Origin of the sequence: Enterobacter sp. 01-M-02-SI-ECC, assembly GCF_047530595.1 — a bacterium.
GTDB lineage: Bacteria > Pseudomonadota > Gammaproteobacteria > Enterobacterales > Enterobacteriaceae > Enterobacter > Enterobacter cloacae_M.
This window is the reverse complement of the sequence record NZ_JBLKCZ010000049.1, coordinates 1-11264: the sequence shown is the minus strand read 5'-3', so window position 1 is coordinate 11264 and position 11264 is coordinate 1. Positions and strand designations below refer to the sequence as shown.

General features: G+C 59.4%; 10 protein-coding genes and 4 pseudogenes. 7 read left to right on the top strand and 7 right to left on the bottom strand.

Annotated features, from left to right (window positions below; translation table 11 throughout):
* Positions 1-673 precede the first annotated feature (673 nt).
* Entirely contained in the window at positions 674-865 is a 192-nt protein-coding gene (locus ACMWLG_RS24880; RefSeq protein WP_040234282.1) for a hypothetical protein, read from the top strand.
* A 163-nt stretch (positions 866-1028) separates the two neighbouring features.
* On the opposite strand, the gene ACMWLG_RS24875 is transcribed toward ACMWLG_RS24880, so the two are convergent.
* The 3 genes from ACMWLG_RS24875 to ACMWLG_RS24865 form a co-directional block, all read right to left on the bottom strand.
* Positions 1029-1214 carry a hypothetical protein gene (locus ACMWLG_RS24875; RefSeq protein ID WP_004197549.1) on the bottom strand — a complete coding sequence of 62 codons (186 nt, stop codon included), beginning with the start codon at positions 1212-1214 and terminating at the stop codon, positions 1029-1031.
* Positions 1215-1486: 272 nt separating this feature from the next.
* Complete coding sequence (locus ACMWLG_RS24870; RefSeq protein ID WP_306424839.1) at positions 1487-2080, bottom strand: DUF6596 domain-containing protein; 594 nt, start codon at positions 2078-2080, stop codon at positions 1487-1489.
* Between the two features lie 25 nt (positions 2081-2105).
* A protein-coding gene (locus ACMWLG_RS24865) for an IS5-like element ISKpn12 family transposase (protein WP_085947932.1) occupies positions 2106-2866 on the bottom strand; the annotation gives its coding sequence in 2 pieces (ribosomal slippage) (positions 2106-2542 and positions 2542-2866; 762 coding nt in all).
* Between the two features lie 495 nt (positions 2867-3361).
* On the opposite strand from ACMWLG_RS24865, the gene ACMWLG_RS24860 reads away from it, so the two are divergent.
* From ACMWLG_RS24860 to ACMWLG_RS24835, 6 genes are all read left to right on the top strand, one after another.
* On the top strand, positions 3362-3514 hold the full coding sequence (locus ACMWLG_RS24860; RefSeq protein ID WP_227522300.1) for a CopG family transcriptional regulator: 153 nt from the start codon (positions 3362-3364) through the stop codon (positions 3512-3514).
* A 195-nt stretch (positions 3515-3709) separates the two neighbouring features.
* Entirely contained in the window at positions 3710-4588 is an 879-nt protein-coding gene (locus ACMWLG_RS24855) for a helix-turn-helix domain-containing protein (RefSeq protein WP_058686928.1), read from the top strand.
* Between the two features lie 277 nt (positions 4589-4865).
* Complete coding sequence (locus ACMWLG_RS24850; RefSeq protein ID WP_058686927.1) at positions 4866-5135, top strand: CopG family ribbon-helix-helix protein; 270 nt, start codon at positions 4866-4868, stop codon at positions 5133-5135.
* Positions 5132-5437: a type II toxin-antitoxin system RelE/ParE family toxin gene (locus ACMWLG_RS24845; protein WP_058686926.1), complete on the top strand. Its 306-nt coding sequence runs from the start codon at positions 5132-5134 to the stop codon at positions 5435-5437. The genes ACMWLG_RS24850 and ACMWLG_RS24845 overlap by 4 nt, the downstream gene beginning before the upstream one ends.
* Before the next feature lie 67 nt (positions 5438-5504).
* Positions 5505-6128: a ParA family partition ATPase gene (parA, locus tag ACMWLG_RS24840; RefSeq protein WP_058686925.1), complete on the top strand. Its 624-nt coding sequence runs from the start codon at positions 5505-5507 to the stop codon at positions 6126-6128.
* 36 nt (positions 6129-6164) lie between these two features.
* Positions 6165-6461 (top strand): hypothetical protein, encoded by a 297-nt coding sequence (locus ACMWLG_RS24835; RefSeq protein ID WP_058686924.1) that lies wholly within the window; start codon positions 6165-6167, stop codon positions 6459-6461.
* Positions 6462-6731: 270 nt separating this feature from the next.
* Here ACMWLG_RS24835 and ACMWLG_RS24830 read toward each other — a convergent pair.
* From ACMWLG_RS24830 to ACMWLG_RS24815, 4 pseudogenes are all read right to left on the bottom strand, one after another.
* Positions 6732-6878 (bottom strand): annotated as a pseudogene (locus tag ACMWLG_RS24830) (type IV secretory system conjugative DNA transfer family protein); the annotation flags it as partial.
* Between the two features lie 56 nt (positions 6879-6934).
* Positions 6935-8521 (bottom strand): annotated as a pseudogene (locus ACMWLG_RS24825) (Tn3 family transposase); the annotation flags it as partial.
* Between the two features lie 52 nt (positions 8522-8573).
* Positions 8574-11132 (bottom strand): annotated as a pseudogene (locus ACMWLG_RS24820) (Tn3 family transposase); the annotation flags it as partial.
* A gap of 53 nt (positions 11133-11185) precedes the next feature.
* Positions 11186-11264: pseudogene (locus ACMWLG_RS24815) on the bottom strand (IS6 family transposase); the annotation flags it as partial.

Sequence of the window (11264 nt, the reverse complement as noted above, 5' to 3'; positions counted from 1 at the left end):
TTCCGTCCACAACCCGTGTTCTCGATAGTGGTGCACACACCAGCGATGAACTTGCAGCGATGGTGCTCGACAGACTCGATCAGCGCACCTGATCGCCTTCGACGCCTGCGCAAAGGGTAGCGCGAGGGTGGTGGTCTCAGTCTGCTTTGCGATTATTCTCCTAAGCCGTACCGCCTGACGGTCGGTTTACGTGACGCGAATGGGCGACTTCCGTTTCGGAAAAGCACCACCGCGGCATAGAGACGCCAGCTGCCGAAGCCTCCGCCTTGAAGGGACACGAACCGTCGACCCGCAAGTTGGTCTACTAAGTGATTGAAATCCAAACGCTCAGGCAAGCGGGGTGTCGGCTGTAGCGTAACGTTAAATTATAGAACCTAAAGCTCCAAATGCTAAATGGTATCAAGGGGCCAAATAGCGGCGGCTACAGTCGCCGCCTTTAACGGATAACAACCCGCAACGACTTTCGAGCCTGATTGGCTTCGCACGGCCTAGACACCAGGGTTGCACATATTTCCAGCATACAATTACACTATAGCTGGATCAAGCCCAAGGTGCACGCCGTACTACGACGCACTTGATCTAAAGTTGGCCCTTATCTCATTGAGACGGATAAAGAAACTCCTCGCAAAGCTCGATTTGTGGCTTCAGCATCGCGGTTCGGCGGTGGACCGCCGTGGTCATCGGCTTCATCGGAGTGCTTCTCGTGGTCAAGCCGGGCTATCTGCCGTTCCAATTGGGTCATTTGGCTGCCATCGGCACCGGGCTGGCCACGGACGCGGCAATCATCATCCTCAGGCGCGTCGGCGGAAAGGTGAAGACCACCAGCATGCTGGGCATCAGTGCCCGGCGCTTGCAGCGCGGCTGAGGCACGACATATGAAGGCGTAGCTGGAAACCCCCGTCAGGCCAAAATTGGCGACAGGGTCTAGATCCCTTATTCTAAAGCGCGGACCGACCCATAGTCGCTATTGGAGTGTCTCAAGCCGCAGGTCGTAGAAACGGCCGAGGCTCCTCAAATGATCGACGATGTCAGCAACAGATGGTCACGCTTTCCTTATCGCTGGCAGATTTTATCGACCACCTCACCAACACGGTCGAAGTCTTCTGCCAGCAGATCGCTCTCTGCAAAACATAGCAATCTTGTCCTACTGCGGTGATTGGGCAGCCGGTGGCGAAGATCTCATCAACGAAATCCGGGATCTGATCTTTACGCATTTCATCCTCCTGATGGCAGGGCGCCGATCGCATGATCTGAATAAGGTATGATCGTCATGGCTGACTGACCGCGCGACGCTTTCAGCGGCGTTGAGGCATAACCGGAGAGCCGCCGTTCATACGTGATGCGGCCTGCACATAGGAAACATGTCCTCACCGTAGAAGTGCAGCCGGATATGATGGCGCCGGCACAGCCAGCGGACGTTCAAAGGCTCGTCATACCTGTCATGATGCGCGTCCACGTGCGCGCAATCACCGTCAATCGACTGATGTTATCCAACATCTGTCCGAGACCCTGCCAGGCATTCCTCAGCGCGCGTGACCAAGAACAACTTTTGAGGTAGGTTGGTGCTGAGTACGGCCGCAGCCTGATAGGCTGCCGCAGCTTGGTCTTGGAAACCAAGACGCGAAAGGAAATCCGCCCGCGTCGCGTGAAAAAGCGGGTAGGTCTCCACGTCCCACTCGTCCTCAATCGCCTTAAGGACCGCCATCCCTGCAGCGGGGTTCATGGCCCACGACACAGCGACTGCTCGATTGAGGGCAACTACGTATGTAGGGCTCAACAGGAAGAGCGCGTCATATCTCGCCAGTATCTCTCGCCAATTGGTGTCTCGAAAGCTCGCAGCCCGCGCGTGACAAGCAGAAATCAACGCTTGCAGAAGATACCATCCAGTGGGAGACGACATGCGGCATGCTCGCTCAACTATCTCCAGACCTCGACGTATGAGCAATCGATCCCACAAGCCACGATCCTGACGATCGAGCGGCACTGGCAAGCCTTGACGATCTTGTCGGGCAAGCAGCCGAGAGCACTGGAGTTCCATGAGGGCTAAAAGACCAAGTACCTCAGGCTCCTCTGGCTTGATATGCGCTAGGGTCAGGACTCATTGCTCATAGCCAGAAGATAACGGTCGCAGCGAGAGCGATGGCGGAGAGAAAGGCCATTGGGCACCGGTCGTAACGCGTAGCGACACGCCGCCAGTCTTTGAGACGCCCGAACATGATCTCGATCCGGTTGCGCCGTTTGTAGCGGCGTTTGTCGTATTTGATGGTCTTCTTGCGGGATTTTCGACCTGGAATGCAGGGAGTGATCCCCTTCGCCTGTAAAGCGTCACGATACCAGTCGGCATCATAGCCACGGTCGGCCAGCAACCATTTGGCCTTGGGAAGTTCATCAAGCAAGGCGGCAGCACCGGTGTAATCGCTGACCTGGCCTGCCGTTATGAAGAAGCTGATCGGGCGACCACTCGCATCCGTTACGGCATGAAGCTTGGTGTTCATGCCGCCTTTCGTGCGTCCAATCAGGCGGCCCGCGCCCCCTTTTTTACCCGCAAGCTGGAAGCCGTGCGGTGGGCCTTGAGATAGGTCGCATCGATCATGATGGTCTTGTGCTCTGCGGCTTCAGGCACGGCCAGACCTTCCATCATCTGGATAAATACGCCCTTGTCGCCCCAGCGTTTCCAGCGGTTATAAAGCGTCTTCGCCGGGCCATATTCCTTCGGCGCATCACGCCAACGCAGCCCGTTGCGGTTGACGAAGATGATGCCGCTCAGAACGCGTCGATCATCAACGCGCTGGCGGCCATGGCTCTTGGGGAAATAGGGCTGAAGACGAGCCATTTGCTCGTCCGTCAGCCAAAACAAATTACTCATCAGTCGGGCTCCTATACGCCCATCTGAATCACAGCCGTCAGTTCAAATCAATGGGTCCTGACCCTAGCGTGATGCCCTTGAACGGGCTTTCGAAGTAGTTGTTCATTGGGGTTCTCTCTGCATATCTAGCCGTCGCTCTTTTCCGGGCGCACGACATCTATTGCGAAGAACATGACGTTCCTCGCTCAAGCTCCTCGCGTCAGGCGAACGGGAGCACGATGCAGGTGGTACTCGATGCTTCTATCATACAGCTTTCCTATCTCGAAAGCGGCCATAAGCCAATGACTACAAAGCCATTGCACTTAAACTCTATAAAACGCAAATACGTATTAACGCACTAACGTTTTTGCATGTGGTGGCCTCGCCCTCAAGTAGTGCCTTTTTCGGTTCCGTACTCAAGGGATTGCAGAATCGGATGGATTGCCGTTAGTTGTAAACATGAAGGAGCGCGCAGCAGAGATTCGGAAGAGCGTTGCCGCCCACAGGGCACGGCAGATGGCTGCCGGTCGTGTGGCGCTGAATACCTATGTTCCGGGCGAGCTTGTCGAGGCGATCGATAAGATCAAGGAGCAACGGGGCGTGTCAGCACGCGCATCGATCATCGAGGAAGCATTGAGGTTCTATATCGAGCATCAGCCAAGGGCATAACGGCAAAACGCCCGACCGCGCCAACGGTCGAGCGTTTTTGTAGGCCGTCAGACACACCGTAGCTAACGGGGCCAAGCTCTCCCCTTATCTACGCTAGAGCACTCCAATTCGCAAGATTGATTCCTTGCGGAAACGGGGAAAGCTGTGCCTGCCGTCCGCGCCGTCATGTCTCCGAACGGAAGGGACGAAGGGCATATGTTGAGGACGCAATACGCGGCCGCGATCGGCTGCGCGCGCGGGAACGCGCTTGATGAAATCATGCGGGAGGTCTGGACGCGATACGGCGCGGGCCAGCTCACCGACGACGAGGCCGGGGAGCTTACGACGCTCGCCCATGGGCGCCGGGCCGCCTTGCGCGGATCGGGACAGGAAACCTTTAGCCTGGTCCTACCTCCCCCGGCCGCGCGTTGCCCGACGCCAGTTCGCCGGCGCAGCCATTTCCGGGGGCGGTCGGAGGGCCGCATATGGCGGCCGACGACGCGCAAGGACGTGCAGGCGATCTTGAAAGCGGCTGAAATCTACAACGAGGCCGGTTTGCGTGAGAAGGGCGAGCGCAGCGGCCCGCTTGGATCAGTGGCGCTCGACGTGCTGCGGCTGTTCGTCAATCTCATCGACTTCCGCACCGGCCGGCTTGAGCCGTCAATCAGCACGATCATGGACCGCTTGGGCCGCTCGCGGGATACGATCGTGCGGGCGCTGAAGAACCTGCGGGCGCATGGTTTCATTGACTGGCTACGGCGCTACGAACCTACCGGGAACGAGGGGCGCGGCCCACAGGTCCAGCAGGCCAGCAACGCCTATCGCCTGTCCCTGCCGGAAAAGGCCCAGCAGTTCCTTGGCCGGTTCGGCAAGGCCCCGCCCCCGCCTGCCGATCATGGACAGGATCAACAGGCTTGGAGCGAGGCAATCGACGCCTACAAGAACACCCTACTCCTCGATGAGCGAACGCAGCTCGACGCCGGCGACAACGCGCTCGGAAAGGCTCTCGTGATGTTGGCAAAGGGTGTGATGAAACGTGAGTCCGATAAGCAGACTGAATCCCCATCTGATCTTTATCTAAGAGGCGGAACATAAACGGTAGCCGCTGTTCGGACCGCTTTCGCGGCCCTGCGGCGGTTCCGGCCCGCGTATAGGCGGGCCGGGAAACGGCACCTCACCACCTAACCCGCATCGTTCGCGCCTGCGGCCAACGCCCTATGGGCTTTCGAGAGGAAAAAGGGACCAGGCCGGCGCTCAACTATTTACGTAAATACGTATTGACGTTTCAGCGTATTGTCGTGATAGACGGCGGTGGCGGTGGCCGGCGAAGCGTGCTAAGGTGTACACAATTCAGCACAACGGAGGCATTTCTATGACCGCTAGCACCACCATGACGATTCGGGTTCGGCCCGATGTGAAAGAAAAGCTCGACCGGATCGCGACCGACACGCAGCGAAGCAAATCCTTCCTCGCCGGCGAGGCCGTCGCCGCTTATGTCGATCGCGAGCTTGAAATCATCGACGGTATCAAGCGGGGCATGGCCGATGCGGCGGCTGGCCGAGTGATTCCCCACGCGCAGGCCATCGCGGAAATGCGTGAGGTTATCGAGGAAGCGAAGCGCCGGAAAGCTGCGCGCGGATGAGGCCGGTTTTCTGGTCGATTGAGGCGCAGCGGGATAACCTCGAAATCCTGCGTTATATCGCAGAGGACAACCCATTCGCCGCCGAACGGGTCGTGGACGCGATCGAGGAAGCCGGGAACAAGCTCGGCGAATTTGCGACCGGACGGCCTGGGCGGGTGAGCGGAACCTATGAAAAGTCCCTCGCCCGGCATCCCTACATCATCGCCTATGAGCTGCGGGACGTGGCGGGCCGGGAAAGCGTCGTGATCGTGCGCGTCATCCACACGTCGCAGGACTGGCCGGCCGAGGAATGGCCGCACTAGCTTAAAGACGTAGTAACGTCCCTAGCTATATGCTTTAATACGTATTCACGCAAAAAAGGATTGACGCATGAACGTCATTGCGTTTTTGAGCCAGAAGGGCGGCAGCGGAAAAACCACGCTTTCGGTTCATACCGCCGTGGCGGCCGAGGCGACAGGCGAACGGGTTTGCGTCATTGATGCGGACCCACAGGAAAGCGCGACCGCATGGGCAAGCGCGCGGGAAGCTGGAACGCCGATCGTCGCCACGGCGCAGGCCGGGGAACTGGACGCGGCGCTTAGGGCGGCCGAGGGCGAGGGTATGACCTTGGCCGTAGTGGACGCCCCGCCCCATGCCGCCCCGGCGGCAGGCCAGATAGCCCGTAGGTCGGAGCTGGTCTTGATTCCGGTTCGACCGTCCGCGTTTGACCTCGCTGCGGTCCCGGCCGCCGTCGAGATCGTGACGGCGGCGAAGGTGCGCGGCGCGTTCGTCCTGTCAGCCTGCCCGTTCCGCGCGCCCGAGATCGGAGAGACGCGCGCGGCGCTTGAAGCCTACGGCCTGCCGATCGTTCCCGGCGAGATTACCGACCGGCGCACGTTCGCCCGCGCTGTCACGACCGGCAGTGCCGTGACAGAGTTCGAGGCCGAAGGGAAAGCGGCGGAGGAAATCCGGGCTTTGTGGGCGTGGATCAAGGACACGTTAGAGCGTAAATAGCTAAATACGTAAGCGCGTATCTAAGGAGCGGAACCTATGGCAAAGAAAGCAACCGGCCTTGCGGCCTTCACCCGCCCGAAAGCCGGCGCGGCAGCCACCAGCCTTGCAGCGATCGAGGACGACCGCCCGGCCGTGGAAATCCCGACGCCGAGGCGAAAGAGGGGAGGGGGCGAGACTGTCGCACTTACGGTCAAGGTTCGGCGATCGGACTGGCAGCGCCTTCGCCAGCTCGCGGATGCAGAGGGAACGACAATTCAGGCGATGGCCGAGGCCGGGCTGACGGCGGTGCTGGCACAGCACGGATTGCCGCCGATCGAACCTTATGCACGTTGATACGTATTAGCTTAATACGCTAATGCTTGCGTGTGTGGCCGCCCCCGGCCGTCCCTACGGCCCTAGATGATGAGAGCGGGCCGGCCGGGGGCTACCATCGCGGCCGTGGTTTTCCCTGAATAGAGGCTTGCGCCAGGTCGGCGGGTTGATCGCGGCGCAAGCCGCGCCGGCCCGGAGGCGAACGCGCTCCCCAATAGCGCCGTAGAGAGCCGGAGGGTCCGTTCGTAACAAAGTCCTGGCCACAGCGCCGGGTCCGGCTTCCTTGTCACGTCAGGGAGCGTCATACAGGCCCCGGAACTCTGTATCGGCATAATAGGCGAGCTTGCCGGCGACGATGGGCCGTTGCCCGGCGAGGAACAGCAATTCGACATGTTGCGGCAGGTTGCGGACCTCATCGGGGGTCAGTAGCGGGCGGGCGGTGTGTTGCTCGCCGTAGGAAAGGGGTCGTTTGCGGGAGGGGGCGGAATCCTACGCTAAGGCTTTGGCCAGCGATATTCTCCGGTGAGATTGATGTGTTCCCATCCGAGCGGCGAAACATGGGCCAAGAGATCGGGCGATAGCAGCTTTCCATCGCGTTTCTGGTTTGCAACGACCTCGCCGAGCTTCATGGTGTTCCAGAAGATGATGATGGCGGCGAGCAGATTCATGCCGGCGATGCGGTAATGCTGGCCTTCGGCGGAACGGTCGCGGATTTCACCGCGGCGGTGGAAGCTGATTGCCCGCTTCAGCGCATGATGAGCTTCGCCTTTGTTGAGCCCGATCTGGGCACGCCGTTGGAGTTCGGCATCCAGAATCCAGTCGATCATGAACAGGGTGCGCTCGACGCGACCGACTTCCCGCAGGGCTGTCGCGAGCTCGTTCTGCCGCGGATAGGAGGCGAGTTTCCGCAGAATCTGGCTTGGCGCGACGGTCCCGGCAGCAATGGTGGCGGCGATGCGCAGGATGTCGGGCCAATTGCGCTCGATCATGGCTTGGTTGACCTTTCCGCCGATCAACGCTCGCAGGTGCGCCGGGGCGGCCGACGGATTGAACGCGTAGAGCCGTTTGGATGGCAGGTCGCGGATGCGCGGAGCGAACCGGTAGCCGAGAATGGCACATGCGGCAAAGACGTGATCGGTGAAGCCGCCCGTGTCGGTGAACTGCTCGCGGATATGGCGTCCAGCATCGTTCATCAGCAGGCCATCGAGGATGTAAGGCGCTTCGCTTGCCGTTGCAGGAATCACCTGGGTTGCGAACGGCGCATATTGGTCGGAGACGTGGCTATAGGCTTTCAGGCCCGGGGTATTGCCATATTTCGCGTTGACCAGGTTCATGGCCTCACCTTGCTCTGTAGCGACGAAGAACTGTCCGTCGCTCGAAGCCGACGTGCCCATGCCCCAGAACCGGGCCATGGGTAACGCTGCCTGTGCCTCGACCACCATGGCCAGCGCCCGGTCATAGGCTTCGCCCTCGACATGCCACCGTCCAATGCGGATCAATTCCCAGAAGGTGTGGGTGTTTGTCGCATCCGCCATTTTGCGCAAGCCGAGGTTGATCCCTTCCGCCAAGATAACGTTCATTAGCCCGATCCGGTCAGCGCAGGGTGCTCCTGTGCGCAGATGGGTGAACGCTTCGGTGAAGCCGGTCGCCGCATCCACCTCCAGCAGGAGATCGGTGATGCGCGTGGGCGGGATCTGCTTGTAGAGATCGAGCACCAGATCTTCGGCGCCTGTCGGCGCGGCGGCTTCGAGTTTCTCGATATGCAGAACGCCGTTTTCAATCGACCCGCCCGGGATCGTGCCTGCGCGAGCGGCACGGCCAAGCTCGCGCAACCGCATGTCGAGGCGATCTTGCCGGTCTGCCAGCCATTCCTCCGGCCGCAATGGCACAGCGAGACGACCGCCTTCCGCGATGGCTTGTGCCGGAACGAGTGCGTGTTTCAGATCGCCATAGCGCCGGGACCTAGTAAGCCAGACATCTCCGGAGCGGAACGCATCGCGCAGATGGAACAGCACCGCGATCTCCCATAGGCGAGCGTCGCCAGCCCTCTGGGCCCGAAGGTGGCGATGCCATTTCGGGGTCAGAACAAGAGCTGCTCGAAATCGTACGCTAAGACCGAACGGAGCGGGAACGTCATGCAGCGCGGAGGATTCTTCCAGGAAGTCGCAATGGCCTGAAGCCTTCGGGCATCTGCTGCTCGGTGTCCCAGGAATAGATGCCGGTGAGATTTATGTGCTCCCAGCTGAGTGGCGAGACATGCTTGAGCAATATGTCGGGGATAGTTCGACCACTTTGACGCAGATGGGCTACGGCACGGCTGAGATAAACGGTATTCCAGTGGACGATGGCGCTGACGACAAGGTTGAGGCCCGAGGCACGGAATGCCTGACTTTCGAACGATCGGTCGCGGATTTCGCCGCGCTCATGGAAGAAAACGGCCCGCTTGAGCTTGTGGGCGGATTCTCCTTTGTTAAGACCGGCTTGACATCGCCGGCGAAGTGCCGGGTTGGAATACCATTCGATCATAAACAGGGATCGCTCGATGCGCCCGAGCTCACGCAGGGCTTTCGCCAACTGGCTCGGTTTCGAGGATGCCGCCAGCTTTTTGAGGATCATTGAGGGCGCAACAGAGCGTGTCGTGATTGATGCCGCCAGATGGAGAAGGTCATCCCAGTGTTCCAGAATGAGGGCGGTATTGATCGGCGCGCCGATATGGTTGGCCAGTGCTGGATATGAGTCGGCCTTTTCGAAAGTATGGAACTTCCGGTCCTTGAGATTGCGCAGCCGAGGCGCAAAACGCTTTCCGATCAGAGTGAAGAGGGCAAATACATGATCGCTCGCACCTCCGGTATCGGTAAAGTGCTCCTCGATCTCCAGGATGGTGTCGTGGTCGAACAGGCCGTCGAGAACATAGGCTGCCTCGCTCTCGGTCGGGCTGATCGGCAGAATGCTGAAATAGCCGTACTGATCGGAAAGGTGGCTGTAAAATTTCGAGCCTGGCTCGCTGCCATAATGCAGGTTGATATCACCGCGTTTGGCGGCACGATCACTGGCCCGGAAGAACTGACCATCAGATGATGCGGTCGTCCCTGTTCCCCAGAGCTGGGCGTGGGGATGACGCGCATGGGCGTCGGTCACACATGCCTGCGCTGCGCGATAGGTTTCCGTGCGGGCATGGAACATGCGCATCCATCCGATCTGATGGGCGCTGATCCCCTTGGAGGCTCCGGCCATACGTTTCGGGCCAAGATTGGTGGCGTCCGCGAGCGTGCCGGCGAGCATGGCCGGAATGTTTTGCGGTGAATCGCCCGTTCGAACATGGGTGAACTGGTCGGCAAAGCCGGTCCACTCATGCACGTCTCTTAAGAGATCCGGCACTTCGACAAGCGGATACATTTCGCTGAGTTCGATATTTAGTTCATCGGCTGCAGCGGGCACTTCGCTCGCCAGCGGTGTTACAATCAGGGTTCCGGCATCGAGACGGACGCCTTCAAGTTTGCCGTTGCGGGCGCGATGGGCGAGACGTTTCAGATTGAAGTCCAGCAATTGTTGCATTTCGGTGAGCCAAGCCACCCCGTCGCGCTGCACACCGAGCCCAAGCTGGTCAGTTTCCTTCAGCTTGGTAAAAGTAGGGCGGGGCATGAAATTTTCATTTATCGGCCGGAACGCCCTGCTGCCTTCGACCCAGATGTCGGCCGAACGAAGCCGCTCGCGCAACGCTGCCAGTGTTGCAATCTCATAGAGACGGCGATCGGCCTTTGCCTGCCCGAAGATCAGTTTACGCTCCGCCGCGCCGAGATGAGCGATCGGGACACGTTCGGGAAGCACGCGCCTTCCTTCCGCGTAAAGGGATCTGAGTGTTTCGATCGCTGCCAGCAAAGGATCATACCGACGACTTGAATGGAATGTGAAGGTCAGGAGGAACCGGCCTGCATAATTGCGAACATTGGCATATTGCTCAGCTGCAATAAGCAAGGGTGAGGCGTCATTGTCTTCCACCATCGCCGCAAGCGTCGGCTTTGCCTGCACCAAGCGATGCCAGCCGACGTGGCGGTCGAGCGTTTCAATTGCATCTTCATCATTGTCATTGGCGCACTGAAGAGCCGATATCGTGTCGAGAAACAGCCGTAGTGCCTTAGCCGTCTCCATCCGGGTGTTCACATGGCGCTGCTTCTTGCGGTTATTCGCCTGCGAAAACAGCCTGCCGATCAGCTTGATGAACATGGTGACTGCGGCGTCGGTGAGCTTTTGCCCAAGCTTGATGATCTGCGCGATGATCGTCGCGCGCCGCCGACTGGCGTTGAAGTCGGCGGCAAGCCATGCCGGTGTCACATCGCCCTCCCGGACCATCTGCTCCCAGCGACCGGAGTGGATGCGGGCTTGTAGTCGGGGATCGATATCGAGCGCGCGGATGAAAGCGATCCTGTCGGTCAGCGTGACCAGGTTGGTTGCTCCCGGAGCATCTGGCGCAGATCGCAGCCAATGGAATCGCGTCTGTCGTATCTCGGGATCAACCGTCAAAAGATCATCGAGGGATTGGAGCTTTTCGGCTGAAAGGCCCGATATCAGGGCAGCCTCGGCGCGACGGCGGGCTATTACGCGGCCGGCAAAGCCGATCCGCTCTATTGTGTCAGGTGCGGGAAGTAACACCTTCCGCTCCCGCAGCGTGGTGACAATAGCTTGGGCAATAGAAGGCACTGTTGCAAAGTTAGCGATGAGGCAGCCTTTTGTCTTATTCAAAGGCCTTACATTTCAAAAACTCTGCTTACCAGGCGCATTTCGCCCAGGGGATCACCATAATAAAATGCTGAGGCCTGGCCTTTG

Excerpts from the sequence above, each read along its gene's own strand:
- ACMWLG_RS24860 (WP_227522300.1), top strand. The coding sequence starts at position 3,362 with ATGGCTGCCGGTCGTGTGGCGCTGAATACCTATGTTCCGGGCGAGCTT.
- parA (WP_058686925.1), top strand. The coding sequence starts at position 5,505 with ATGAACGTCATTGCGTTTTTGAGCCAGAAGGGCGGCAGCGGAAAAACC.
- ACMWLG_RS24845 (WP_058686926.1), top strand. The coding sequence starts at position 5,132 with ATGAGGCCGGTTTTCTGGTCGATTGAGGCGCAGCGGGATAACCTCGAA.
- ACMWLG_RS24835 (WP_058686924.1), top strand. The coding sequence starts at position 6,165 with ATGGCAAAGAAAGCAACCGGCCTTGCGGCCTTCACCCGCCCGAAAGCC.
- ACMWLG_RS24855 (WP_058686928.1), top strand. The coding sequence starts at position 3,710 with ATGTTGAGGACGCAATACGCGGCCGCGATCGGCTGCGCGCGCGGGAAC.
- ACMWLG_RS24875 (WP_004197549.1), bottom strand. The coding sequence starts at position 1,214 with ATGCGTAAAGATCAGATCCCGGATTTCGTTGATGAGATCTTCGCCACC.
- ACMWLG_RS24850 (WP_058686927.1), top strand. The coding sequence starts at position 4,866 with ATGACCGCTAGCACCACCATGACGATTCGGGTTCGGCCCGATGTGAAA.